This window comes from Streptomyces sp. NPDC058741, from assembly GCF_042746715.1.
Taxonomy (GTDB): Bacteria; Actinomycetota; Actinomycetes; order Streptomycetales; family Streptomycetaceae; genus Streptomyces.
Genome location: NZ_JBHYQH010000004.1, coordinates 104,760 through 129,537 on the forward strand (window position 1 = coordinate 104,760; position 24,778 = coordinate 129,537).

Sequence of the window (24,778 nt, forward strand, 5' to 3'; positions counted from 1 at the left end):
GGTCACCGGCCCCTGGTCCCACGAAGTGCGTCAGTCGCTCACTCCGCGGCCCAGCTCCCACAGCTGGAGCGTCGACGCCGAGTTGAGGGCGTACGCGGTACCCGTGATGTCGTCGCGGGCCGCGACGTACTGCTTGCCCTGCCAGAGCGGCAGCACCGGCACGTCACTGGCGACGATGTCCTGAATGTCCGTCAGGCTGGTGGAGGCGGTCAGCCGGTCAGCCTCACGGCGGGACTCCGGGATCAGAGTGTCGCGGATCCGGCTGTTCACGTAGGGCGAGCCGAGGATGTTGTCCTCGTCCAGGAACGGCGCGAGGAAGCTGTCGGCGTCGGGGAAGTCGGGGAACCAGCCCATGCCGTAGACGTCGTACTCGCCCTTCTTCTCGGCCGGGCGGAACGTCTCCCAGGGCGTGCCCTTGATGTCGACGTCGAACAGGCCGCTGGAGTTCAGCTGGTCGCGGAGGACCTCGAACTCCTGCTTGGTGGCGGGGCCGTAGTGGTCGGTCGTGTAGTGCAGGGTCAGCTTCACCGGCGTGGTGACGCCGGCCTGGGCGAGCAGTGAGCGGGCCTTGGTGACGCTCGGTTCGCCGTACTTGTTGAAGAACGAGTTGGAGTGGCCGGTGACGCTGGCCGGGACGAGCGAGTACAGCGGCTCGGCCTGGGAGCCGTAGACCTTGGAGACCAGCTCGCTGCGGTTGACGACGTGGGCCATCGCCTGGCGTACGGCCTTGGACCTCACGCTCGGGGCGTCGGTGTTGAAGCCCAGGTAGCGGATCTCCAGGCCGGGCATCTCGACGAGGTCGATGTCGGTGTCGGCGTCACCCGAGAGCTTGCGGATCTGCTCCGGCGCCATGGTGCGGGCCATCAGGTCGATGTCGCCCTCGTCCAGGGCCTCGCCCATGGAGTCGGTGTCCGTGAAGGACACCATGTCGACCTTGTCGTTGTTCACCTCCAGCGCGCCCTTGTAGTTCGGGTTGCGGGTGAACCGGGCCTTGACCATCTCGTCGCCCTCGACGTCGGCTTCGAGGGTGTACGGGCCGGAGCCGTCGAGGTCGAAGCCCTCGCGCAGCCCGTCCTTCGGGTAGTCGTCGGGGTCGACGATGCCGGCGACCGGGGTCGACAGCTTGTACGGGAAGGTCGCGTCGGCCGTCTTGAGATGGAAGACGACCTCGCGGTCGCCCTGCGTCTCGACGGTGTCGATGGTGGACAGCAGGGCGAAGACACCGCTGTCGGCCTTGAGGGAACGGGCGCGGTCGATGGAGTACTTGACGTCCGTCGCCGTGATGGGGTCGCCGTTCGCGAACTGCAGGCCGTCGCGCAGGGTGCAGGCGTAGCGCTCGTTGCCGGTGTCGGTGAAGCCGCACCGCTCGGCGGCCTCGGGCACCGGCTCGCCCTCGCCGCGGGGCTGGACCATCAGGGTCTGCACGGTCTGGCGCAGGATGTTCCAGGAGCCGACGTCGTAGGCGTACGCGGGGTCGAGGGGCGCGGGAGCGTCCTTCGAGGCGGTGAACCGGTCCGTGGTGCCGACGACGACGGCGTCGCTGCCGTCGCTACCGCTGTCGGTCCCGCCGCAGGCGGCGAGCCCCGGCGCGAGCAGGCCGATCACGGCCGGCAGCACCAAAGTCTTGCGGTTCATGCTCGAGTTTCTCCAGAGCTGTCTACTCCGTGTACCCGGCATACAGGGGTGGCGCAGCCGATCACGGGGGTGGGGCGATGTTCTCGCGACGAGATTAGTCCGGGCCGGCAGGAGGTTTCGCAGCCACCGGAGTCGAGCACCCATCACGCTGCGGAACGGTGCGCGGACACACCGAAAACCCGATGGGGGAAGCTTTGGTGCAGCGTTCTACCAATCGGGACACAAGGGCACGCCCGAAGCTCCCCGAAGGGGGTGCGCAGCACATGTCGGATCGGCTGTCGAGCCCGGTCCGCGTGGGGAACGTCACACACGCAAACAGGTTCGAGGGTACGGGAATTCGATCGGCCGGCAGGCCTGAATTCGCCGTCGGAATTCGCGCCCTTAGAGCGCTGCACGCTGGGTGAACGGTCGGCGCATTTGCGTCATCAGAGCGCCATCAGCCCGTGCAGAAATGCCAGGTCGACCTCTTCCAGGGAGCCGACGACCGTACGCCTCAGGGCCGGCGGGATGGGGGCGACGGAGGGAACGGCCACCACGTGGCAGCCCGCGGCCTCGGCGGCGGCGACGCCGGTGGCGGTGTCCTCGATGACGGCGCACCGCATCGGGTCCACGCCCAGGCCGGAGGCGGCGGTGAGGTAGGGGTCGGGATGGGGCTTGGTGCGCGGCACCTCGTCGCCGGCGACCGAGAGGCCGAAGTGGTGGGCGCCGAGCGAGGTGAGCACCCGGTCGATGATGCGGCGGTGCGAGGCGGAGACGAGCGCTGTGGGGATCTCGTACTCGTACAGCTCGGCCAGCAGCCGCCCGGCGCCCGGCATCAGTGGCAGCGCCGTGTCGATGCGCTCCTCGAAGCCGTCGTTGAGCAGGACCGTGAGTTCGTCGAGGGCGATGTCGGCGCCGGTGGCCTCGATCAGGAACCCGGCGCTGCGGGTCATGGGCCCGCCGACCACCACATGGCGCCAGGAATCGTCGAGCGTGTGGCCGAGGGAGGCGAAGACCTCGACCTCCACGTCCCACCAGAAACCCTCCGTGTCCACCAGGGTGCCGTCCATGTCGAGGAGCACGGCCTGAAGGGCCGACCCGTCGGCCGTCCGGGTGCCCGGTGAGGGGACCGTACTGGTCATCCACCTACCTCCTTGAGGGACGATCAGGCCGGTTCCCACGAGGGGAACCGGCCTGCAGTGGACCGACCAGTCTACGTCGTGCGCGGCGGAATCGCTCGTTCGACGGCTGTGCCAGCGGGCACAGCCTGCGTACGGCCGGTGGGGTGCTGCGGCGTGCGTCCGAGGGGCCCGGTGGGACCGCTCAGCGGGCGTTGAAGTACTTCGCCTCCGGGTGGTGGAGCACGATGGCGTCGGTGGACTGCTCCGGGTGCAGCTGGAACTCCTCGGACAGGTGGACGCCGATGCGCTCCGGCTGGAGCAGGTCGGCGATCTTCGCGCGGTCCTCCAGGTCGGGGCAGGCGCCGTAGCCGAGGGAGAAGCGGGCGCCCCGGTACTTCAGCTCGAACATGCCCTGCATCTCGTCCGGGTCCTCCCCCGCGAAGCCGAGTTCGGAGCGGACGCGGGCGTGCCAGTACTCGGCGAGGGCTTCGGCGAGCTGGACGGACAGTCCGTGCAGTTCGAGGTAGTCGCGGTAGGCGTTGGCCTCGAACAGCCGTGCGGTCTCCTCGCCGATGCGTGAGCCGACGGTGACGACCTGCAGGCCGACGACGTCGGTCTGGCCGGACTCCTCGGGGCGGAAGAAGTCGGCCAGGCACAGGCGGCGGCCGCGGCGCTGGCGCGGGAAGGTGAAGCGGGTGCGCTCGTTGCCCTGCTCGTCCAGGATGATCAGGTCGTCGTCCTTGGACACGCACGGGAAGTAGCCGTAGACCACGGCCGCCTCCAGCAGGTTCTGCGTCTGGAGCTTGTCGAGCAGGCCGCGCAGGCGGGGCCTGCCCTCGCTCTCGACGAGCTCCTCGTACGTCGGGCCGTCGCCGGTGCGGGCCTGCTTCAGGCCCCACTGGCCCTTGAACAGGGCACCCTCGTCCAGCCAGCTCGCGTACTCCTTGAGCTGGATGCCCTTGATCACGCGGGTGCCGGTGAAGGGCGGGGTGGGGACGGGGTGGTCGGTGGCCACGTCGGAGCGGACGTGCCCCTCCTCGGGCCGCTCCTCGACAGCGGCCGGGGCGGTGGCCCGGACCCGGCGCTGCTTCAGCTCGGGCAGCTTCGCCCCCGGCACCCCGCGCTTGACGCCGATCAGGGCGTCCATCAGCCGCAGGCCCTCGAAGGCGTCACGCGCGTAGCGGACCTCGCCCTCGTACAGCTCGTGCAGGTCCTGCTCGACGTAGGCGCGGGTCAGGGCGGCACCGCCCAGGATCACCGGGAAGCGGGCGGCCAGCCCCCGGGTGTTCAGCTCCTCCAGGTTCTCCTTCATGATCACGGTCGACTTGACCAGGAGCCCGGACATGCCGATCACGTCGGCCCGGTGCTCCTCGGCGGCCTCCAGGATCGCCGAGACGGGCTGCTTGATGCCCAGGTTGACGACGTTGTATCCGTTGTTGGTGAGGATGATGTCGACGAGGTTCTTGCCGATGTCGTGCACGTCACCACGGACCGTGGCCAGCACGATGGTGCCCTTGCCGGCCTCGTCCGTCTTCTCCATGTGCGGCTCGAGGTGGGCGACGGCCGCCTTCATCACCTCCGCGGACTGCAGCACGAACGGCAGCTGCATCTGGCCGGAGCCGAACAGCTCACCGACGACCTTCATACCCTCCAGCAGGGTCTGGTTGACGATGTCGAGCGCGGGCCGCTCCTGGAGGGCCTCGTCCAGGTCGGCTTCCAGGCCGTTGCGTTCACCGTCGATGATGCGCCGCTGCAGGCGCTCCTCCAGCGGCAGGGCCGCCAGCTCCTCGGCCCTGCCGGCCTTGAGAGACGTCGCGGTGGCCCCCTCGAACAGCTGCATCAGCCTCTGCAGCGGGTCGTAGCCCTCGACGCGGCGGTCGTGGATGAGGTCCAGGGCGGTTCGGACCTCCTCCTCGCTGAAGCGGGCGATCGGCAGGATCTTGCTGGCGTGCACGATCGCCGAGTCCAGGCCCGCCTTCACACACTCGTCCAGGAACACACTGTTGAGCAGGATGCGGGCGGCCGGGTTCAGACCGAACGAGATGTTCGACAGGCCCAGCGTGGTCTGCACCTTCGGATGGCGCCGCTTCAGCTCCCGGATGCCCTCGATGGTGGCGATGCCGTCCTTGCGGGACTCCTCCTGACCGGTGCAGATGGTGAAGGTCAGGCAGTCGACGAGGATGTCCTCCTCGTGGATGCCCCAGTTGCCGGTGAGGTCCTCGATCAGCCGTTCGGCGATCTCGACCTTCTTCTCGGCGGTGCGGGCCTGGCCCTCCTCGTCGATGGTCAGCGCGATCAGCGCGGCGCCGTGCTCCCTGGCAAGCTGGGTGACCTTGGCGAAACGCGACTCGGGGCCGTCGCCGTCCTCGTAGTTCACCGAGTTGATCACCGCGCGGCCGCCCAGCTTCTCCAGACCCGCCCGGATGACGTCGACCTCGGTGGAGTCCAGCACGATCGGCAGCGTGGAAGCGGTGGCGAAACGCCCCGCCAGCTCCTCCATGTCGGCGACGCCGTCACGGCCGACATAGTCCACACACAGATCGAGCATGTGCGCGCCCTCACGGATCTGCTCGCGGGCCATCTCCACACAGTCGTCCCAGCGACCCTCCAGCATCGCCTCACGGAACTTCCTGCTGCCGTTGGCGTTGGTGCGCTCACCGATGGCCAGATACGAGGTGTCCTGCCGGAACGGCACGCTCTGGTAGAGGGAGGCGGCGCCCGGCTCGGGCTGCGGGGTGCGCTCGGTGGGGGTGACGTCCCGGACCCGCTCGACCAGCCGCCGCAGGTGCTCGGGGGTGGTGCCGCAGCAGCCGCCCACGAGGGACAGGCCGTAGTCGCGGACGAAGGCCTGCTGCGCGTCGGCCAGGCCCTCCGCATCCAGCGGGAAGTGCGCGCCGTCCCGGGTCAGGACCGGCAGACCCGCGTTCGGCATGCACAGCAGCGGGATCCGCGAGTGGCGGGTCAGATACCGCAGGTGCTCGCTCATCTCGGCCGGGCCGGTGGAGCAGTTCAGACCGATCATGTCGATACCCAACGGCTCCAGCGCGGTCAGGGCCGCACCGATCTCGGAGCCCAGCAGCATCGTGCCGGTGGTCTCGAAAGCCATCGAACACAGCAACGGCACCTCGACGCCCGTGGCCTCCATGGCCCGCCGGGCACCCACAACCGACGCCTTGGTCTGCAGCAGATCCTGCGTCGTCTCCACGATCAACGCGTCCGCGCCACCCGCGAGCAAACCCTCCGCGTTGGCCTGATAACCGTCACGGATCACGCCGAAGGCGATATGACCGAGCGTCGGCAGCTTGGTACCCGGGCCGACCGAACCCAGCACCCACCGGGGCCGGCCGTCACCCGCGGCGTACTCATCGGCCACCTCACGAGCGATACGGGCACCCGCCTCCGACAACTCGAAGACACGCCCGGGAATGTCGTACTCCGCCATCGCCGAACGGTTCGCACCGAAGGTGTTGGTCTCCACACAGTCCACACCGACCGCGAAATACGCCTCGTGCACCGAACGCACGATGTCCGGCCGGGTGACGTTCAGCACCTCGTTGCAGCCCTCGAGATCCTCGAAGTCCTCAAGCGTCGGGTCCTGCGCCTGGAGCATGGTGCCCATCGCCCCGTCGGCGACCACCACACGGGTGGCCAGCGCCTCTCGGAGCGCGGACACACGGGCCCGGCTGTCGGTGGAAGAGGTCGGCGGCAACGAGGCCATGAAAGGGGCTCCCTCGGGTGCGACGGCTGTCGGCTTTGCGGCTTCCCTGACGTCCGGGGGCATCCGGGAAGGACGCACCGCGCCAGCGTAACCGCCCGTGGGCTTGGATGGGCAGAACGTCCACGGGGCGGACGCCGATGGCGCGCGAACGGCCGATCGTGCGAGGAATCCGCGGCGGACCGGGCCGCCGCGGCGCAACAAATGGTGACCCACCATTAGCGAGAGGTCGGCATCGACCGGTAGTGTTCGACATTGCCGAACAAGGGCTGCCGGCCCCGCTGGTCGGCGGTCGAAGGGGACGGAGGCAGTACGGCGATGGCACGGAACATCCAGTCGCTCGAGCGGGCGGCCGCGATGCTGCGGTTGCTCGCGGGCGGCGAACGGCGGCTCGGCCTGTCGGACATCGCCTCGTCGCTGGGCCTGGCCAAGGGCACCGCCCACGGCATCCTGCGCACCCTGCAGCAGGAGGGCTTCGTGGAGCAGGACGACACCTCCGGGCGCTACCAGCTGGGCGCGGAGCTGCTGCGGCTGGGCACCACCTACCTCGACGTCCACGAGCTGCGGGCCCGCGCGCTGGTGTGGACCGACGACCTGGCGCGCTCCAGCGGCGAGAGCGTCTACCTGGGTGTCCTGCACCAGCAGGGCGTGCTGATCGTGCACCACGTCTTCCGGCCCGACGACAGCCGGCAGGTCCTGGAGATCGGGGCCATGCAGCCGCTGCACTCCACGGCCCTGGGCAAGGTGCTGTCCGCCTACGACCCGGTGGCCCACAGCGAGGCCCTGGAGGCCGACCGCAAGGCGTTCACCGACCGGACGGTGTGCGAGCCGGAGGACTTCGAGCACATCCTCGACCTCACCCGCGCGCGCGGCTACGCGGCGGACGTGGAGGAGACCTGGGAGGGCGTGGCCTCGCTGGCCGCACCCATCCACGACCGACGGCGGATGCCGGTCGGCTCGGTCGGCATCACCGGCGCCGTGGAGCGGCTGTGCCGGGACGGCGAGCTGCGCCCGGAGCTGATCGCGGCGGTCCGGGACTGCGCCCGGGCGGTCTCGCGGGACCTGGGCGCCGGACGCTTCTGACGACACAGGACGGGACCGGAACGCGCACGGCGTTCCGGTCTTCGGCATGTCCACGCCCACCTGCGGCAATGATCCAGGAGACGCAGGCGATCAGTAACGATCGTGTTTTCGACTACACAGCTCTTGACGTGCTCGTAACGCCGAAGCAAGACTCCCGTCCATCGGTCGACATTGTCGAACAGCTACCGGCAATACGCGCTAGAGTGTGACAACGCCAGGCCGGTATCGAACTTCCCTGGACGTAGGACAAAGGAGTCGCGGGTGTCCAGCTCCGACATCTTCATCGGCGAGACCATCGGTACCGCCATACTCATCCTCCTCGGCGGCGGAGTCTGCGCCGCCGTCACGCTCAAGGCCTCCAAAGCACGCAACGCCGGCTGGCTCGCCATCACCTTCGGGTGGGGCTTCGCGGTGCTCACGGCCGTCTACACCTCGGCGCCGATATCCGGCGCCCACCTGAACCCGGCCGTCACCCTCGCGCTCGCGATCAAGGACGGCGACTGGAACAACGTCCCGGTCTACTGGGCCGGACAGCTCCTCGGCGCCATGATCGGCGCGGCCCTGGTCTGGATCGCCTACTACGGCCAGTTCCACGCGCACCTCACCGACCGCGAGATCGTCGGCGGTCCGGGCGCCCAGGACACCGCCAAGGCCGTCGAGGCGCGGGAGCAGGCCGCCGGCCCCGTGCTCGGCGTCTTCTCCACCGGCCCCGAGGTCCGGGTCGCCTGGCAGAACGTCGCCACGGAGGTCATCGGCACGATCGTGCTCGTGCTGGCCGTGCTCACCCAGGGCCTGAACGACGAGGGCAACGGCCTCGGCACCCTGGGTGCCCTGATCACCGCGCTCGTGGTGGTCTCGATCGGTCTGTCCCTCGGCGGGCCGACGGGCTACGCGATCAACCCGGCCCGTGACCTCGGTCCGCGGATCGTGCACGCCCTGCTGCCCCTGCCCAACAAGGGCGGCTCCGACTGGGGCTACGCCTGGGTCCCGGTGGTGGGTCCGCTGCTCGGCGGCGCCATCGCCGCAGGGATCTACAACGTCGCGTTCGCCTAGGAGCAATCCTCGCGTTCTTTGCGAAACTCTCCGCACGCGCCGTACGTAAAGCCCCATAAACACGGAACTTCCAGGAGCACACAGTGACCGACGCGCACACCGCCGGCCCCTTCATCGCCGCCATCGACCAGGGCACCACCTCCAGCCGCTGCATCGTCTTCGACCGGGACGGCCGGATCGTCTCCGTCGACCAGAAGGAGCACGAGCAGATCTTCCCCAAGCCGGGCTGGGTCGAGCACGACGCCACGGAGATCTGGACGAACGTCCAGGAGGTCGTCGCCGGGGCCATCGACAAGGCCGGCATCACCCGCGACGACATCAAGGCCATCGGCATCACCAACCAGCGCGAGACGACCGTGCTGTGGGACAGGAACACCGGTGAGCCCGTCCACAACGCCATCGTCTGGCAGGACACCCGCACCGACGCCCTGTGCCGCGAGCTCGGCCGCAACGTCGGACAGGACCGCTTCCGCCGCGAGACCGGCCTCCCCCTCGCCTCCTACTTCGCCGGCCCCAAGGCCCGCTGGCTGCTCGACAACGTCGACGGCCTGAAGGAGCGCGCCGAGGCGGGCGACATCCTCTTCGGCACCATGGACACCTGGGTCATCTGGAACCTGACCGGCGGTGTCGACGGCGGCAAGCACGTCACGGACGTCACCAACGCCTCGCGCACGATGCTGATGAACCTGCACACCATGCAGTGGGACAACAAGATCTGCGAGTCGATCGGCGTCCCGAAGCAGGTCCTGCCCGAGATCCGCTCCTCCGCCGAGGTCTACGGGGAGATCAAGGGCGGCAAGCTGGGCGACCTGCTCGGCGGCATCCCCGTCGCCTCCGCGCTCGGCGACCAGCAGGCGGCCCTGTTCGGCCAGACCTGCTTCTCCGAGGGCGAGACCAAGTCGACCTACGGCACCGGCACCTTCATGGTGATGAACACCGGTGACAAGATCATCAACTCCTACAGCGGCCTGCTGACCACGGTCGGCTACAAGATCGGCGACCAGGACACGGTCTACGCCCTGGAGGGCTCGATCGCCGTCACCGGTTCGCTGGTGCAGTGGATGCGCGACCAGATGGGCCTGATCTCCACGGCCGCCGAGATCGAGACCCTCGCCCTGTCCGTCGAGGACAACGGCGGCGCCTACTTCGTGCCGGCCTTCTCCGGCCTGTTCGCCCCGTACTGGCGCTCCGACGCCCGCGGTGTGATCGCCGGCCTGACCCGGTACGTCACCAAGGCGCACCTGGCCCGTGCCGTGCTGGAGGCCACCGCCTGGCAGACGCGGGAGATCGCCGACGCCATGACGAAGGACTCCGGCGTCGAGCTGGCCACCCTGAAGGTCGACGGCGGCATGACCTCCAACAACCTGCTGATGCAGACCCTCGCCGACTTCGTGGACGCCCCCGTGGTGCGCCCGATGGTGGCCGAGACCACCTGCCTCGGCGCCGCCTACGCCGCCGGTCTCGCCGTCGGCTTCTGGAACAGCACCGACGACCTGCGCGCCAACTGGCGGCGGGCCGCCGAGTGGACCCCCCGTATGGACGCGGAGACCCGCGCCCGTGAGTACAAGAGCTGGCTCAAGGCCGTCGAGCGGACCATGGGCTGGCTCGAGGACGAGGAGTAAGAAACAGCATGACCACTCAGTCCACCCTGCAGTCCGTGCCTGCCCTGGGGACGCACCCGGCCTCCGGCTCCCACCCGAGCCGGGCCGAGACCAGGGAGCAGCTCTCCAAGGCGTCGTACGACCTTCTTGTGATCGGCGGCGGCATCCTGGGCATCTCCACCGCCTGGCACGCCGCGCAGGCCGGCCTCAGGGTGGCTCTGGTGGACGCCGGCGACTTCGCCGGAGCCACGTCCTCCGCCTCCTCCAAGCTCCTCCACGGCGGTCTGCGCTACCTGCAGACCGGCGCGGTGAAGCTGGTGGCGGAGAACCACTTCGAGCGGCGTGCGGTCTCCCGCCAGGTGGCCCCCCACCTGGCGAACCCGCTCACGTTCTACCTCCCCGTGTACAAGGGCGGGCCGCACGGCGCGGCGAAGCTGGGCGCGGGCGTCTTCGCCTACTCCGCGCTCTCCGCGTTCGGTGACGGCGTCGGGCACCTGCTCTCCCCGGCCAAGGCCGCGCAGGACGTACCCGAGCTGCGCACCGAGAACCTCAAGGCCGTGGCCGTGTACGGCGACGACCAGATGAACGACGCCCGCATGGCGCTGATGACGGTCCGCGCGGCCGTCGAGGCGGGCGCGGTGGTCCTGAACCACGCCGAGGTCACCGGGCTGCGCTTCACGCAGGGCAGGGTCACGGGCGCGGAGCTGAAGGACCGCCTGTCCGGCGACGAGTTCGGCGTCAACGCCCGGCTGGTGCTGAACGCCACCGGACCGTGGGTCGACCACCTGCGCAAGATGGAGAACCCGAACGCGGCGCCCTCCATCCGCCTGTCGAAGGGCGCGCACCTGGTGCTGAAGCGCACCTCCCCCTGGAAGGCCGCGCTCGCCACCCCGATCGACAAGTACCGCATCACCTTCGCCCTCCCCTGGGAGGACATGCTGCTGCTCGGCACCACCGACGAGGTGTTCGAGGGCGACCCGGCGGACGTCTCGGTCACCGAACAGGACATATCCCAGATCCTCGACGAGGCGGCCTTCTCGGTCCGCGACCAGCAGCTCAGCCGCGACCTCATCACCTACTCGTTCGCCGGCCTGCGCGTGCTGCCCGGAGGCCCCGGCGACACCGCCAAGGCCAAGCGCGAGACGGTCGTCACCGAGGGCCGCGGCGGCATGCTGTCCGTGGCGGGCGGCAAGTGGACGACCTTCCGCCACATCGGACGGACGATCATGAAGAAGCTGGAGTCGCTGCCCGGCCATCCGCTGGGCGACGACTTCGAGCCGGTCGGCTCGCTGCCGAAGAAGCTGCCGCTGCCGGGGATCGCCAACCCGCGCGCGGTCGCCCACCGGCTGCTGACCGACCGCCCGGCGCCCGGCCCGCGCATGGCGCCCGAGACGGCCCGGCACCTGGCGACCCACTACGGCTCGCTGGCCTTCGACATCGCCCGGATCGCCAACGAGGACCCGGAACTGGCCGAGCGCGTCCACCCGGACGCCCCGGAGATCTGGGCCCAGGTCGTCTGGGCCCGGGACCACGAGTGGGCCGAGACGCAGGACGACGTGCTGCGCCGCCGCACGACGCTGACGATCCGCGGCCTCGCCACGGACGACGTCCGCTCCAAGGTCCAGGACCTGCTCGACAAGAAGTAGGCACCCCCTGGGCGATCCCGGCCCGGGAGGGGCGGCTCCACTCCGGCGGAGTCGCCCCTCCCGCCTTCCCGCACCGCCGTGATGACCGGTCACGCCGAAGGCCTGGGACGACAGGGAGGCCGGGCGGGGCAGTCACCGACGAGGCGATCGAGAAGATCAAGGGCGTGATCGTCTCCGGCGCCCTGCGGCCGGACGACCGGGCTGCCCAGGGAGAACGAACTCGCCGCCGGGCTCGGGCTGTCCCGCAACTCCCTGCGCGAGGCCGTCCGCGCGCTCTCCCTCATCCGGATCACGAACGTCCGCCGGGGCGACGGCACGTACGTCACCAGCCTCGCTCCCTCATTGCTGCTGAAGGCGCCGAGCTTCGTCGTGGACTTCCAACGCGACGACACGGCCCTGGAGTTCCTGGCGGTGCGCCGCATCCTGGAGCCGGCGGCGCCGGCGGCGCGCATCGGCGAGGAGCGGCTCGACACGCTCGCGGCACAGCTCGACAAGCTCGGTGACGACCCGTCCGTGGAGGATTGCGTCGCCTGCGACCTGGAGTTCCACCGGGGCATCGAGGAGAGCGCGGGCAACCCGGTGCTGTGCGCGCTGCTCGACGGACTGTCCGGCCCCACCACCCGGGCCCGGATCCGGCGGGGCCTCACCCGGGAGAACGCCGTGAGCCGCACGCTGCACGAGCACCGGGCGAGCCTGGCGGCGCTGCGCGAGAGGGACGCCGAGGCGCCGCGCTCCTGGGCGACCGTGCACCTCGCGAGCGTGGAGCGGTGGCTGCGCTCCGGCCGGTGACCAGGGCCTCACGGACAGCTCGGACGACTCAGGGGTGTCCGGGGGTTGATCACGGGGCAGTGATGGGGGCACTGCCCCTGCAAGGGGGCTGCGGACGCCCCTGTCGTACGCCGTAAGGTTGGGGCGTACGCGAGGGTACGTCGGAAGGAGGCACTGGGTGATCGAGCTCGAGGGGGTTCCCGAGCTGATCGACCCGGTCATGGTGGCCGCGTTCGAGGGCTGGAACGATGCCGGCGACGCCGCCTCCACCGCGGTCGCGCATCTGGACAGGGAATGGAAGGGCGAGGTGTTCGCGGCGCTGGACGCCGAGGACTACTACGACTTCCAGGTGAACCGCCCCACGGTCTTCGTGGAAGCGGGCGTCCGCAAGATCACCTGGCCGACGACGAGACTGTCGGTGGTGCGGGTCGGCGGTGACAAGCCGCGCGACCTGGTCCTGGTCCGGGGCATCGAACCGTCCATGCGGTGGCGCTCGTTCTGCAACGAGCTGCTGGGCTTCGCGCACGAACTGGGGGTGGAACTGGTCGTCGTCCTGGGCGCGTTGCTGGGCGACACCCCGCACACCCGCCCGGTTCCGATCAGCGGGACGACGTCCGACCCGGACCTGGCCCGCCGTATGGACCTGGAGGAGACCAAGTACGAGGGGCCCACGGGCATCGTCGGTGTCCTGCAGGAGGCGTGCACGCACGCGGGGGTGCCGGCCGTGTCGCTGTGGGCGGCGGTGCCGCACTACGTGTCGCAGCCGCCCAACCCGAAGGCCACGCTGGCTCTTCTGAACCGGCTGGAGGACCTGATCGACGTGCGCGTCCCGCTGGGCGAGCTGCCCGAGGACGCGCGTGCCTGGCAGGTGGGGGTGGATCAGCTGGCCGCGGAGGACAGCGAGGTCGCCGAGTACGTCCAGTCGCTGGAGGAGGCCCGTGACACCGCGGAGCTGCCGGAGGCGTCGGGCGAGGCCATCGCCCGCGAGTTCGAGCGTTATCTGCGGCGCCGGGACGGCGGCGGACCGCCCGCGACGGGCGGGCACGCCACGGCGGACGGCAGCGACAGCACGTCGTACCTGCGGGACAACCCCAGCGGCCGGACGCGACCGCCGAAGCGGCCCAAGCCGGGCGCTGCGGACGACGAGGAGTCGTCGGAGGACTGAGACACGGCGACTGAGGAACGAGAACGACGAAGGGGCGTCTCCCGGTCGGGAGACGCCCCTTCGTGCGGTGTACGGCTAGAGCGCCACGCCCAGCAGCGCGTCCACGGCCCGGGAGACCACGCCGGGCGCGCCCGGGTCCGTGCCGCCCTCCCGCTCCTGGAGCGCGGCCCAGCGGTCGACCGCGGTGAGTGCGGCAGGGGCGTCCAGGTCGTTCGCCAGGGCCGCACGGATCTCGTCCACGAGGGCCTCGGCAGGCGGTCCGTCGGGCCGGGAGACCGCGGCCCGCCAGCGGCCCAGCCGCGCGACGGCGTCCCGGAGGACCTGGTCGGTCCACTCCCAGTCGGCGCGGTAGTGGTGGGCGAGCAGCGCCAGCCGGACGGCGGCCGGGTCGACGCCGTCGTGCCGCAGCCGGGAGACGAAGACCAGGTTGCCCTTGGACTTGGACATCTTCTCGCCGTGGAGGGCGACCATGCCGGCGTGCACGTACGCCTTGGCCATGGGGTGTTCGCCGGTGAGCACCTGGGCGTGCGAGGCGCCCATCTCGTGGTGCGGGAAGGCGAGGTCGGAGCCGCCGCCCTGGATGTCGAAGCCCATGCCCAGGTGGTCGAGGGCGATGGCCACGCACTCGATGTGCCAGCCGGGCCGGCCGCGGCCGAGTGAGCCGCCGTCCCAGCTGGGCTCGCCGTCGCGGGCCGCCATCCACAGCATGGGGTCGAGGGGGTTCTTCTTGCCCGGCCGGTCCGGGTCGCCGCCGCGCTCCGCGGACAGCAGCCGCATGGCCGCCGCGTCCAGGCGGGAGACCTCGCCGAAGTGCGGGTCGGACTCGACGGAGAAGTAGACGTCCCCGTCGAGCTCGTAGGCCGCGCCCAGGTCCCGCAGCCGCTCCACGAGCGGCACGATCCCGGGTATGGCCTCCACGGCGCCTATGTAGTGCCGCGGCGGCAGCATGCGCAGGGCCGTCATGTCCTCACGGAAGAGGGACGTCTCCTGCTCGGCGAGAGCGGCCCAGTCGAGGCCGTCGCGCTGCGCCCGCTCCAGGAGGGGGTCGTCGACGTCGGTGACGTTCTGGACGTAGTGAACCTGCCGCTTGGTGTCGAGCCACACGCGCTGCACGAGGTCGAACGCGTTGTAGGTCGCCGCGTGTCCGATGTGGGTGGCGTCGTACGGGGTGATGCCGCACACGTAGATACGGGCGACGGGACCGGGGTCGAGGGTGACGAGTCCGCCGGTCGCGGTGTCGTGGATCCTCAGGTCGCGGCCCTGACCAGGCAGGGCGGGGACCTCGGAAGCGGGCCAGGCATGCATGCCAAGAGCCTAACCGGACTGAAGTTCCATATACGAACGGGAGCGGCCGGACGGCCGAGAAGGCGTTCTTGCGGTGAGCGGCGTGTTGTGCTGCGTACCCGCCGGTGGCGCCGCTACACGGGTGGCCAGGGAAGGGCCGGCCATTCCCCGCTCGGTTCGGGGTGCGTTCCCGAGGCGAGCAGGGCGCCGACCCGGGCGCGGGTGGCGTCGATCTCGGCGGTCGTGATCAGCGGTTCGAGCCGTGTGCTGAGGGACCCGCCCTCCGCCAGGCCCTTGCGAAGGCCTTCGAGGACGTCCACGGCCTCCGCGGTGAGGGGCTCGCCCGCCCACCCCCACAGCAGGGTGCGCAGCTTGTTCTCGGCGTTGAAGGTCACGCCGTGGTCGATGCCGTACAGCCGGCCCGCGCCGCCTGGCAGCAGGTGACCGCCCTTGCGGTCGGCGTTGTTGATCACGGCGTCCAGCACGGCGAGCCGCCGCAGCCGCGCGTCGTCGGCGTGCACGAGCAGGGCGGTACGGCCCCCGCCGACCTCGGCGAACCCGATCGCCTTCCAGCCGGGCCCGGGCTCCTCGCCGTCGACCAGCGCGAGCAGCTCCGCCTCCGGCACCGGCTCGATCCACAGCTGGCACATGCCCTCGCCGTAGGGGCCGTCGCGCAGCACGGTGGGCGGGACGAGGCCCCAGCCGGTGGCCTCGCTGACCTCGTAGGCGGCTACCTCGCGCCGGGCGAGCGTCCCGTCGGGGAAGTCCCACAGGGGCCGCTCCCCGGCGACCGGTTTGTAGACGCAGGCGGCCTCCCGGCCATTGTGGGAGACCGTGCAGTACAGGGCCGCGTTGGACGCCTCGCGGATGCTTCCGCGCACGGTCAGTTCACCCCGGGCGAGCAGCCCGGCGGCGTCCGGGGGAGGTGTCACGCTCCGCGGCGGTATCCGTTCTGGCGCGGACATACGTGTCCTTCCGGGTCGAGCGGGAGGCTGCACAGCGGGCACGGCGGCCGCCCGGCGTTGACGACGTCGAGGGCGCGCTTGGCGAAGGCCCTGGCCTGCGCGCCGGTGAGCCGGACCCGCAGCATCGGGGGACCGTTCTCCTCGTCCTGGAGCAGCCGCTCCTCGGCCTCGGCGAGGTCCTCCTCGGACTCGGCGTCGAGCTCGACGAGCGCCTGCGCCTCGACGATCATGAGCTGCTCGTCGCCGTCCCAGGCGAGGGCCATGGTGCCGACCCGGAACTCCTCCTCGATGGGGGTGTCCAGCGGGGCCGTGTCGGTGATCTCCGAGGGGGCGACGGCGGGGACGGAGGCGCTGCCGCCGCTACGGCGCGCGACCTCGTCGAGCAGCTCGTCCATGCGCTCGGCGAGCGCGGCGACCTGGGTCTTCTCCAGGGCCACGCTGGTCACCCGGGTGCCGGCCGAGGCCTGGAGGAAGAACGAACGGCGTCCGGGCAGTCCGACCGTGCCGGCCACGAAACGCTCCGGATGGTCGTAGAGGAACACCTGACGGGACACGTCCTGTCTCCATGGGATCGTGGGAAACCGTGTGAGTACGGCACTGCTGCGACGGAATCACCCTACTGCGGCCGACGATCACGGTGCGCCCGCATCACCCCCGACTTCGGCGTCGTCGCCCGGCGGGGTCTCGCGGGGCACCAGCGAGGTGAAGTCACCGGTGTCGCCGAGGCGGACGAGAAACGGCCGCAACCGGGTGTAGCGGATCGCGGTGATGGAACACGGTTCGACAGAAATCCGCTGGAAGAGGTCCAGGTGAAGTCCGAGTGCGTCGGCCACGAGCGACTTGATGATGTCGCCGTGCGAGCACATGAGGTAGACGGCGTCGGCGCCGTGGTCGCGCTCCACGCGCGCGTTCCACTCGCGCACGGCCTCGGCGGCGCGCGTCTGCATGGCCCGCATCGACTCCCCGCCGGGGAACGCGGCCGCGGACGGATGGGCCTGCACCACCTCCATCAGGGGCTCGTCCTTGAGCTCGGCGAGCTTGCGTCCGGACCAGTCGCCGTAGTGGCACTCGCCGATGCGCTCGTCGGTGTGGGGGCTCATTTCCGGCCTGGCCTCCAGCAGGGGCCGGATCGTCTCCTGGCAGCGCTGGAGCGGGCTGGCGACGATCTCGGCGAGGGGCAGTCCGGCGAGACGCCCGGGCAGCGCGGCGGCCTGTGCCGCGCCGCGTTCGTCGAGGGCGACGCCGGGCGTCCAGCCGGCGAGCAGTCCCTCGGTGTTGGCGGTGGAGCGTCCGTGCCTGACCAGGATCAGTGTGGGCATGCGCTCCAGCGTAGGCGCACACGCGCGTGCGGTGTCCTTCGAGTGACGGGAGAGTCTCCACGTGATCGTCGACTGTGCCATCTACCGCGAGGGGCACCGGTCGGACCGGCCCGAGGCCTTTTCCGGCGCCCTGGGTGAGGCCCGCACGGCGGGTGGTTTCGTATGGATCGGGCTGCACGAGCCGACGCAGAGCGAGTTCGACCGTGTGACGCAGGAGTTCGGGCTGCATCCGCTGGCCGTCGAGGACGCCCTGAAGGCCCATCAGCGGCCCAAGCTGGAGGTGTACGACGACTCCCTGTTCGTCGTCCTGAAGCCGGTGGCGTACGAGCCGCAGAGCGATACCGTCTCCTCCGGCGAGCTCATGATCTTCCTGGGCGACGGCTTCGCGGTGACGGTCCGGCACGGCGAGGGCGCCCCGCTCAAGGCCGTACGGCGGCGGCTGGAGCAGGAACCTGAACTGCTGGGCAAGGGGCCCACGGCCGTGCTGTACGCGATCGCCGACGCCACGGTCGACCACTACCTGGAGGTGGCGACCGAGCTCCAGACCGACCTGGAGGAGCTGGAGGCGGAGGTCTTCTCGCCGGACGGCGGGGGCTCGCGCAACACGGCGTCGCGGATCTACGGCTTCAAGCGGCAGGTCCTCGAGTTCCGCCGGGCGACCGGGCCGCTGGCCCTGCCGATGAGCCGGCTGGCGGGGACGGCGCAGTCCGGCGCGGTGGTGCCGTTCGTGGACGACCGGGCCCGGCCGTTCTTCCGGGACGTCAGCGACCACCTGACCCGTGTGAACGAGTCCGTGGAGAACCTGGACCGGTTGGTGTCCGACATCCTCTCGGCGCATCTGGCGCAGATGAGCGTCCGGCAGAACGACGACATGCGGAAGATCTCGGCCTGGGCGGCCATGGCCGCGATCCCCACGATGCTCGCGGGGATCTACGGAATGAACTTCGAGCACATGCCCGAGCTGGGCTGGGTGTGGTCGTATCCGGCGCTGATCGCGCTGATGGCCGTGCTGGAGGTGCTGGTGTTCCGGCTGTTCAAGCGGCGGGGGTGGCTGTGAGGCGGGCCGCCTATGCGAACTCGGGTTCGGTGGCGGCGGGGCCGCCGAGGGCGTTGCGGCGCTCGGGCGTCCTCAGCGACACCATCCGGCGCCAGCCGCCCAGCCGTTCGTAGGCGTACACGGCGTGGATGCCCGCCCGGAGCACGGCCCTCTTGGCCTTGGACCAGCCGAGGATGCGGCCCATGTTCGCGGCGACCGCGAGGCTGACGTCCCGGTAGACGCGGATCTCGGCGAGTGCGCAGGCGCGCAGGGTGCGCTGGATGGTCCGGCCGTGGCCCGCGTAGGCGAAGCGCAGCAGTTCCTCGTGGCAGTAGGCGAGGTGGTTGTCCTCGTCGTTGGAGATCTGCTTGACGGCGCGGCCGATGTCGGGGTGGTCGGCGAAGTGCCTGCGCAGCAGCTCCATCTGCTCGGAGGCGCGCTGCTCGGTGACCCGGCTGTGCGAGAGGTAGGTGACGATGTCCTGGACGGTGAGCCGCTCGTCACGCTTGAGCCGCGTGTGCGCGAGGCCGATGCCGTTGCGCTCCAGGAGCATCGTGTAGTCGGTCTCCGCCGGGACCGGGACGGGGTCGAGGCCGCGCTTCTTCAGCAGGGCGCTGAAGATGCGGCCGTGCTTGTCCTCGTCGGCGCCGTGCCGTGTGATCTTGGGGGCGAGTTCGCGCTCGCTGTCGGGGACGAGCGCGGCGATGCGGGCGTTCTCCCAGCCGCCCTGCGACTCGCCGCTCGCGGCGATGGAACAGAAGAGGGCGAAGGACTCGTCGTGGTCGAGGATCTCCTGGAACAGACTCTTGGCCGAAAGCATCGTGGGCACCTCTCCCGCGCGCGTGCGCGTGCTGCAGGTCCGCGGGTTTCCCGCGAAGCACGAGTCAAGTGCGGGGTGCGGGGGGCTGCAACAGGTGTGCGGGACAACTCCGCCGAACGGGGGACGTGCGGGTGCCCGGGCCGTGCGCGGCCGGACCGTGGGGCGGCACGGCGTAACCGTCGGCGGCCCGCCGCGTTGTTCCGCGTGACGGCCGTGGCGGGGAAGACCCCCGAGCCCCCACCACGGCCGTGGAAACCTCCCGTCACGCGAGCCCGGCGCGCTCCAGAGCCTCGGTGCCGGCGCGCAGGGACGCCAGCCGCTCGTCGAGCGTGAAGCCGGCCGGGGCGAGGGTGAGGGTGGTGACACCGGCCTCGGCATAGGCCTTCATCCGGTCCGCGATCCGGTCCACGGAACCGAGCAGGGTCGTCCTGTCGATCAGGTCGTACGGTACGGCGGACGCGGCGCCCTGCTTGTCGCCGGAGAGGTACTTGTCCTGGATCTCGGCGGCTTCCTTCTCGTAGCCCATGCGCCGGGCGAGCTGGTTGTAGAAGTTCTGCTTGCGGCTGCCCATGCCGCCGACGTAGAGCGCGGTGTAGGGGCGGAAGGTGTCGGCGAGGGCCGGCACGTCCGTGTCGTCGCCGACGGCGAGGGGCACGGTCGGGCAGACGTCGAAGCCGTCGAGGGTCTTGCCGGCCTTCTCGCGGCCCGCGCGCAGGTACGTGACCGCGGTGTCCTCGAGGTGCTCGGCGGAGGGGAAGATGAGCAGGGCGCCGTCGGCGATCTCGCCGGTCTGCTCCAGGTTCTTCGGGCCGATCGCGGCGATGTAGAGCGGGATGTGCTCGCGCTGCGGGTGCACGGTCAGCTTGATGGGCTTGCCGGGGCCGCCCGGCAGAGGCAGGGTCCAGTGCTCACCCTCGTAGGACAGGCGCTCGCGGGTCATGGCCTTGCGGACGATCTCGACGTACTCGCGGGTGCGGGCCAGCGGCTTGTCGAACTTGACGCCGTACCAGCCCTCGGAGACCTGGGGGCCGGAGACGCCGAGGCCGAGGCGGAAGCGTCCGCCGGAGAGGGAGTCGAGGGTGGCGGCGGTCATGGCGGTCATCGCGGGCTGGCGGGCCGGGATCTGGAAGATGGCGGAGCCCACGTCGATCCGCTCGGTCTGGGCGGCGACCCAGCTCAGGACGGTGGCGGCGTCGGAGCCGTAGGCCTCGGCCGCCCAGCAGACCGCGTATCCGAGCCGGTCGGCCTCCCGGGCGACCGCCAGATTGTCCGCGTCCATTCCGGCACCCCAGTAGCCGAGGTTGATACCGAGCTGCATGCCGTATCCCCTTACCGATCAGTAACGTGCCTGACGTCCCGACCTTAGCGCGGGGGCGGCTCGCGGAACACCGCCGCACAGGAGCACGCGCTTTCAGATGTGTGAACAGGAAACAAGTGCGCGACCATTGGCGCGTTCACAGCAAGTCCCACCTTCACGAGAAAGCCCTTTCCGCATCACCTCCACCTCTGAGACGGACGGAGAGCAGGCATGCAGCGAACGGTCTCCCTGCGGTTCCACTCGGCCCTGGCCACCCTGGCGCTGGCCGCCACGACCGGCACCCCCGTGTCCATGCCCGAGGCGTCGGCCGCGACCACCAGCGCCACCGGCTACGCGCCCCAGAACGGCGGCACCACCGGCGGCGCCGGCGGCCAGACGGTCCGTGCGACCCCGGGCACCGCGATCCACCTCAACGAGTCCGGCGTCAACTCCCGGGCCGGCGCCCGCGCGAAGGTGGACAACAACCACTTCGAAAACTCCAAGGACGTCCTGGGCACCTTCCACACCCACGAGGCCGGGTACTGGCAGGTCTCCGGCAACGTCCTGGACAACGTCACGTGGTCGAAGGCCGCACCGGGAACAACCCGGCCGGGCCGGACCTCAAGTCCACCACCACGGGCCCGCGCTCCGGCCCGTACTCGGTCAGCCTCGACGCGGCCGGCTGCGTGCCCGCCGTCGTGAGCCGGCCCGCGGGCGCGAACAGGGGCCTGCAGGTGTCCGACGGCACGTGCCGACCCCGGCGGCCCGCCGGAACCGTCCTCGGGCGGAGGATCCGGCTCCGGCCGGCCGTCCGCACCCCCCGCCGCCGGGCCCGGAACTCGGTGGTCCGCTGCCACCCGCACCGCAGGCTCCGGCCAGTAATCTCGGCGTCCATGGAGCAGAGGCATCTCGGCCGCACGGGCCTGCGTGTGTCACGGATCGGGCTCGGCACGCTGACCTGGGGTCGGGGGACCGACGAACACGACGTCGCGGACCTGATGAAGACGTTCTGGGAGGCGGGCGGAACCCTCGTCGACACCGCGGACGTGTACGGCGACGGAGAGGCCGAGTACCTGCTCGGCCGGCTGCTCGACGGGCTCGTGTCCCGGCGGGATCTCGTCATCTCGACCAAGGCCGGCAGCGTGCCCGACCCCGACCGCCGCGTCGACGGCTCCCGCGGCCATCTGCTCGCCGCCCTGGACGCCTCGCTCTCCCGGCTCGGCACCGACTACGTCGACCTCTGGCACGTGCACGCCTTCGATCCCCGGACCCCGCTGGAGGAGACCCTCCAGGCCCTCGACCTCGCCGTCGCCAGCGGCCGTGCGCGCTACGCCGCCGTCTCCAACTTCTGCGGCTGGCAGCTGGCCAAGGCCGCGACCTGGCAGGTCGGGGCCCCCGGCTCGCGGACCCGGCTGGCGGCCACGCAGGTGGAGTACTCGCTGCTCCAGCGCGGCGTCGAACGCGAGGTGCTCCCGGCCGCGCTCGACCTGGGCGTGGGGCTGCTGCCGTCCTCCCCGCTCGGGCGCGGGGTGCTGACGGGCAAGTACCGCGGCGGCACCACGCCCCCGGACTCCCGCGGGGCCTCGGAGCACCTCGCCCCGTTCGTCGCGCCGTACCTCGACGACACCGCGAGCCGGATCGTCGACGCCGTGACGACCGCGGCCGACGGGCTGGCGGTGTCACCGCTGCAGGTGGCCCTGGCGTGGGTCCGCGACCGTCCGGGAGTGGCGGCCCCGATCGTCGGCGCGCGCAACGCGCAGCAGCTCACGGCGGCGTTGTCAGTGGAGACCCTTAGTCTTCCTGACGAGATCTGCCGGGCGCTCGACGATGTGTCGGCGCCCGTGCACCGCTATCCCGATCACGACTGGAGCACGCTGTGAGCACGGAGCCCGAGACCACGGAGGACGCCGAGCCGGGGACGCCGGGCGCCGGGCGCACGACGCCTGCCACGGACGGCGGTCCGGAGGGCGCCGGTGGCGAAGAGGCCACCGGCCCGGGCAGCGGTGACGGCGAGGCCGGCAAGGCCTCCGGCGACGAGACGGGGAACCGCGGAGCCGACGCGGAGAAGAACTCCGGCGACGAGACCGGGAACCGCGGAGCCGACGCGGAGAAGAACTCCGGCGACGAGACCGGGAACCGCGGAGCCGACGCGGGAGAGGAGTCCGACACCAAGAGCCCTGAAGGCGGAGCCGGTGCCGGAAGCGCTGACGCGGCCGAGGCCGGGGGGCTGTCCGAGGCGGAAGCCGAGTTGCTGGCCCAGCAGGCCGAGCGGGAGCGGATCGCGCGGCGGAAGGCCGAGAAGAAGGGGCCGATCGCGAGCGGCGGGAAGCTGAGCGGCACGGCGGCAGATCTGCTCGCGGCCGTACGGGCCGTGGAGAGCGGCGAGAAGCCGGCGGCCGCGGTGTTCGAGGAGCCCGCGCCGGCGCCTCGCCGCTCCGCCCCGGAGCCGGTGCGGCCGTCCCGGCCGGTGGCGGCCGAGGCCGCCGCCGCACCGGCCGGCCCCGCGCCGGAGACCGTACGGTCGGTGCGGGGAGTGCTCGGCGAGGGCGGCGCCCCGGAGGCGCTCGCGCCCCAGGTGGCCGCGGCCCTCGGCGAGGGCGCCGACGCGCTGCTGCGTGAGGATCCGTGGCAGTTGCTGCGCGTCCCGGGCGTGCGGCCCGAGCAGGCCGACGGGTTCGCGCGGGTACTGCTCGACGCCGAGTGCGGTCCTGACGACGCCCGGCGGGGCCGGGCCGTCACCGTCTGGCTCCTGGAGCAGGCGGCGCTCGCGGGGCACACCGCGCTGGAGATGCCGGCGCTTCTCGCGGCCCTGGCCCAGCGGGGGGTGCCGGAGCCGGACGTCGCCGTGCAGGACGCGATCGCGGAGGGCGAGGCGCTGGTCTTCCAGGACGCCCTGGAGGAGACCGGCGCGCCGGCGGCCCCCGCGGCACCGGCCGAGGGGGACGAGGAGGACGCGGAGCGTCCGGTCCGTGTCCTGGTCGGGCTGGAGCGGTACGCGCTCGCCGAGGAGAGCCTGGCCGACGGTCTGGCCCGGCTGGTCAACTCGACGCCCAAGCAGGACGGTCCGGCCGAGGAGTGGGAGCGGGCCGCCTCCTCGGCCCGCGGTTCGACGGCCGAGCTGCTGCGCGCGGTCGCCGGTCACGGACTGGTCCTGCACACCGGCGGCGAGGCGTCCCTGGCCGAGCCGGCCGCGCTGCTGGACACCGCCCGCACCCTCGGACTGCGCGCCTGGGCCGCCGCCCACAGCCCGATCGGGCGCAACCGCTTCGCGGCACTGCTGCGCGGGACCGGTCAGGAAGGCGCCGCCGGCTCCCCCGTCACGACCGTCTCCGGCCTGCTCGCGGGCTCGGAAGGCCCCGGCCGTGACGCCGACGGGGCCCTGGATCTCGATCTGCTCGTCGTGCTCGACGCACCGCAGCTGGACGTGGAGACGGCCGCGCTGCTGGCGGAGTCGCTGCCGGACGGGGCGCGCCTGGTGCTGGCCGGGGATCCGGCGGTGCTGTGGTCCGTGGGGCCGGGGCGGGTCTTCGCCGATCTGCTCGCCGCGCGGATCTGCCCCCAGGTCGCCTCGCGGCTGCCGGACCCCGGGCCGCTCGGCGAGCTGGTCTCCGGCATCGGCATCGGCGAGCTGAACCGGGTCGAGGCCCCCGGCAAGGAGGTCGTGATCGTGCCGGTGCGGGACGCGGGCGAGGCCGTGCACCGCACCGTGCAGCTGGTCGTGGACTCGGTGCCGCGGGCGATCGGCGTACCGGCCGAGGAGACGCAGGTGATCACACCGGGTCATGGAGGTGCCGTCGGCACGCGTGCGCTCAACGCGGCGCTGAAGGAACGGCTCAACCCCGGCCCGGGCCGCTTCGGCGGCTTCGACCCCGGGGACCGGATCGTCCACTCCCCCGTGCCGGGGCGTGCGCTGCCTGGCCGTGTGGTGAAGGCGGACGCCGAAGGGCTGCACCTGTCGTGCGCGGGCGAGACCGTCGTCGTGCCGAAGGACCGGGTGGAGCAGACCGTGCGGCACGGGTGGGCGCTGACGGCGCACCAGGCCGTGGGGAGCCGGTGGCCCGCGGTGGTGGCGGTGCTGCCAGGTGACGCGGCGCAGTCCCTCAGCCGGCCGTGGGTGTACACGGCGTTCGGGCGGGCCGACCGGCATCTGTCCGTGGTGCACGGCGTGGAGCAGGCGCTGCCCCGGGCCGTGGCGGAGGTTGCGGCGAAGCCCCGGACGACCCGGCTTCCGGTGCTGCTCGCTCCGCAGGTGAGCGGGGCGTGACGAGGGCGGTGGTCACGGGTCCGGACC

Annotated in this window: 17 protein-coding genes and 2 pseudogenes; 10 read left to right on the forward strand and 9 right to left on the reverse strand. The window is 71.4% G+C overall.

Translation table 11 applies throughout. From position 1 onward, the window contains the following. Positions 1 to 30 precede the first annotated feature (30 nt). From ACFW6P_RS04640 to metH, 3 genes are all read right to left on the reverse strand, one after another. On the reverse strand, positions 31 to 1,635 hold the full coding sequence (locus ACFW6P_RS04640; RefSeq protein WP_386350720.1) for an ABC transporter substrate-binding protein: 1,605 nt from the start codon (positions 1,633 to 1,635) through the stop codon (positions 31 to 33). A gap of 425 nt (positions 1,636 to 2,060) precedes the next feature. After that, on the reverse strand, positions 2,061 to 2,756 hold the full coding sequence (locus ACFW6P_RS04645; RefSeq protein ID WP_386350718.1) for an HAD family hydrolase: 696 nt from the start codon (positions 2,754 to 2,756) through the stop codon (positions 2,061 to 2,063). A 181-nt stretch (positions 2,757 to 2,937) separates the two neighbouring features. Beyond that, positions 2,938 to 6,453, reverse strand: coding sequence for a methionine synthase (gene metH / locus ACFW6P_RS04650; RefSeq protein WP_386350715.1), 3,516 nt, complete (start codon positions 6,451 to 6,453; stop codon positions 2,938 to 2,940). A 315-nt stretch (positions 6,454 to 6,768) separates the two neighbouring features. On the opposite strand from metH, the gene ACFW6P_RS04655 reads away from it, so the two are divergent. From ACFW6P_RS04655 to ACFW6P_RS04680, 6 genes and pseudogenes are all read left to right on the forward strand, one after another. Beyond that, entirely contained in the window at positions 6,769 to 7,533 is a 765-nt protein-coding gene (locus ACFW6P_RS04655) for an IclR family transcriptional regulator (RefSeq protein ID WP_386350712.1), read from the forward strand. A 261-nt stretch (positions 7,534 to 7,794) separates the two neighbouring features. Further along, positions 7,795 to 8,586 (forward strand): MIP/aquaporin family protein, encoded by a 792-nt coding sequence (locus ACFW6P_RS04660; RefSeq protein ID WP_386350709.1) that lies wholly within the window; start codon positions 7,795 to 7,797, stop codon positions 8,584 to 8,586. 83 nt (positions 8,587 to 8,669) lie between these two features. Next, positions 8,670 to 10,208 carry a glycerol kinase GlpK gene (gene glpK, locus ACFW6P_RS04665; protein WP_386350707.1) on the forward strand — a complete coding sequence of 513 codons (1,539 nt, stop codon included), beginning with the start codon at positions 8,670 to 8,672 and terminating at the stop codon, positions 10,206 to 10,208. Positions 10,209 to 10,216: 8 nt separating this feature from the next. After that, the gene (locus ACFW6P_RS04670) at positions 10,217 to 11,833 is read left to right on the forward strand and encodes an FAD-dependent oxidoreductase (protein ID WP_386350704.1); all 1,617 of its coding nucleotides are present in this window, start codon (positions 10,217 to 10,219) and stop codon (positions 11,831 to 11,833) included. 146 nt (positions 11,834 to 11,979) lie between these two features. After that, a pseudogene (locus ACFW6P_RS04675) lies at positions 11,980 to 12,622 on the forward strand (FadR/GntR family transcriptional regulator). A gap of 157 nt (positions 12,623 to 12,779) precedes the next feature. Further along, positions 12,780 to 13,766, forward strand: coding sequence for a PAC2 family protein (locus tag ACFW6P_RS04680; protein WP_386350701.1), 987 nt, complete (start codon positions 12,780 to 12,782; stop codon positions 13,764 to 13,766). 75 nt (positions 13,767 to 13,841) lie between these two features. Here ACFW6P_RS04680 and mshC read toward each other — a convergent pair whose 3' ends face one another. The 4 genes from mshC to ACFW6P_RS04700 form a co-directional block, all read right to left on the reverse strand. Beyond that, the gene (gene mshC / locus ACFW6P_RS04685; RefSeq protein ID WP_386350699.1) at positions 13,842 to 15,071 is read right to left on the reverse strand and encodes a cysteine--1-D-myo-inosityl 2-amino-2-deoxy-alpha-D-glucopyranoside ligase; all 1,230 of its coding nucleotides are present in this window, start codon (positions 15,069 to 15,071) and stop codon (positions 13,842 to 13,844) included. A gap of 113 nt (positions 15,072 to 15,184) precedes the next feature. Further along, positions 15,185 to 16,015 (reverse strand): SCO1664 family protein, encoded by an 831-nt coding sequence (locus tag ACFW6P_RS04690; RefSeq protein ID WP_386350696.1) that lies wholly within the window; start codon positions 16,013 to 16,015, stop codon positions 15,185 to 15,187. Next, positions 15,979 to 16,569, reverse strand: a complete 591-nt coding sequence (locus ACFW6P_RS04695) for a DUF3090 domain-containing protein (protein WP_386350693.1) — start codon at positions 16,567 to 16,569, stop codon at positions 15,979 to 15,981. Before ACFW6P_RS04695 ends, ACFW6P_RS04690 begins: the two co-directional genes overlap by 37 nt. 78 nt (positions 16,570 to 16,647) lie before the next feature. Continuing rightward, complete coding sequence (locus tag ACFW6P_RS04700) at positions 16,648 to 17,334, reverse strand: histidine phosphatase family protein (protein WP_386422928.1); 687 nt, start codon at positions 17,332 to 17,334, stop codon at positions 16,648 to 16,650. Positions 17,335 to 17,395: 61 nt separating this feature from the next. Between ACFW6P_RS04700 and corA the strand changes: the two genes are divergently transcribed. Continuing rightward, the gene (gene corA, locus ACFW6P_RS04705; protein ID WP_386350687.1) at positions 17,396 to 18,391 is read left to right on the forward strand and encodes a magnesium/cobalt transporter CorA; all 996 of its coding nucleotides are present in this window, start codon (positions 17,396 to 17,398) and stop codon (positions 18,389 to 18,391) included. 10 nt (positions 18,392 to 18,401) lie between these two features. Here the strand turns inward: corA and ACFW6P_RS04710 are convergent, their stop codons facing one another. Beyond that, positions 18,402 to 19,190 (reverse strand): ferritin-like domain-containing protein, encoded by a 789-nt coding sequence (locus ACFW6P_RS04710; protein WP_386350684.1) that lies wholly within the window; start codon positions 19,188 to 19,190, stop codon positions 18,402 to 18,404. 262 nt (positions 19,191 to 19,452) lie between these two features. Further along, on the reverse strand, positions 19,453 to 20,508 hold the full coding sequence (locus tag ACFW6P_RS04715) for an LLM class F420-dependent oxidoreductase (protein ID WP_386422930.1): 1,056 nt from the start codon (positions 20,506 to 20,508) through the stop codon (positions 19,453 to 19,455). A gap of 210 nt (positions 20,509 to 20,718) precedes the next feature. Between ACFW6P_RS04715 and ACFW6P_RS04720 the strand changes: the two are divergent. The 3 genes and pseudogenes from ACFW6P_RS04720 to ACFW6P_RS04730 all read left to right on the forward strand — a co-directional run. Further along, positions 20,719 to 21,328 (forward strand): annotated as a pseudogene (locus ACFW6P_RS04720) (hypothetical protein); the annotation flags it as partial. Positions 21,329 to 21,380: 52 nt separating this feature from the next. Then, a complete protein-coding gene (locus ACFW6P_RS04725; RefSeq protein ID WP_386350678.1) occupies positions 21,381 to 22,367 on the forward strand; it encodes an aldo/keto reductase in 987 nt (328 codons plus the stop codon). After that, the gene (locus tag ACFW6P_RS04730; RefSeq protein WP_386422932.1) at positions 22,364 to 24,751 is read left to right on the forward strand and encodes a helix-hairpin-helix domain-containing protein; all 2,388 of its coding nucleotides are present in this window, start codon (positions 22,364 to 22,366) and stop codon (positions 24,749 to 24,751) included. Before ACFW6P_RS04725 ends, ACFW6P_RS04730 begins: the two co-directional genes overlap by 4 nt. Positions 24,752 to 24,778 lie beyond the last annotated feature (27 nt).

What these genes read in the sequence shown, in the direction of transcription:
- ACFW6P_RS04710 (WP_386350684.1), bottom strand. Translation starts at nt 19,190, where the DNA reads ATGCTTTCGGCCAAGAGTCTGTTCCAGGAGATCCTCGACCACGACGAG.
- ACFW6P_RS04655 (WP_386350712.1), top strand. Translation starts at nt 6,769, where the DNA reads ATGGCACGGAACATCCAGTCGCTCGAGCGGGCGGCCGCGATGCTGCGG.
- mshC (WP_386350699.1), bottom strand. Translation starts at nt 15,071, where the DNA reads ATGCATGCCTGGCCCGCTTCCGAGGTCCCCGCCCTGCCTGGTCAGGGC.
- metH (WP_386350715.1), bottom strand. Translation starts at nt 6,453, where the DNA reads ATGGCCTCGTTGCCGCCGACCTCTTCCACCGACAGCCGGGCCCGTGTG.
- ACFW6P_RS04700 (WP_386422928.1), bottom strand. Translation starts at nt 17,334, where the DNA reads ATGCCCACACTGATCCTGGTCAGGCACGGACGCTCCACCGCCAACACC.
- ACFW6P_RS04690 (WP_386350696.1), bottom strand. Translation starts at nt 16,015, where the DNA reads ATGTCCGCGCCAGAACGGATACCGCCGCGGAGCGTGACACCTCCCCCG.
- ACFW6P_RS04640 (WP_386350720.1), bottom strand. Translation starts at nt 1,635, where the DNA reads ATGAACCGCAAGACTTTGGTGCTGCCGGCCGTGATCGGCCTGCTCGCG.
- ACFW6P_RS04645 (WP_386350718.1), bottom strand. Translation starts at nt 2,756, where the DNA reads ATGACCAGTACGGTCCCCTCACCGGGCACCCGGACGGCCGACGGGTCG.
- ACFW6P_RS04670 (WP_386350704.1), top strand. Translation starts at nt 10,217, where the DNA reads ATGACCACTCAGTCCACCCTGCAGTCCGTGCCTGCCCTGGGGACGCAC.
- ACFW6P_RS04725 (WP_386350678.1), top strand. Translation starts at nt 21,381, where the DNA reads ATGGAGCAGAGGCATCTCGGCCGCACGGGCCTGCGTGTGTCACGGATC.
- ACFW6P_RS04715 (WP_386422930.1), bottom strand. Translation starts at nt 20,508, where the DNA reads ATGCAGCTCGGTATCAACCTCGGCTACTGGGGTGCCGGAATGGACGCG.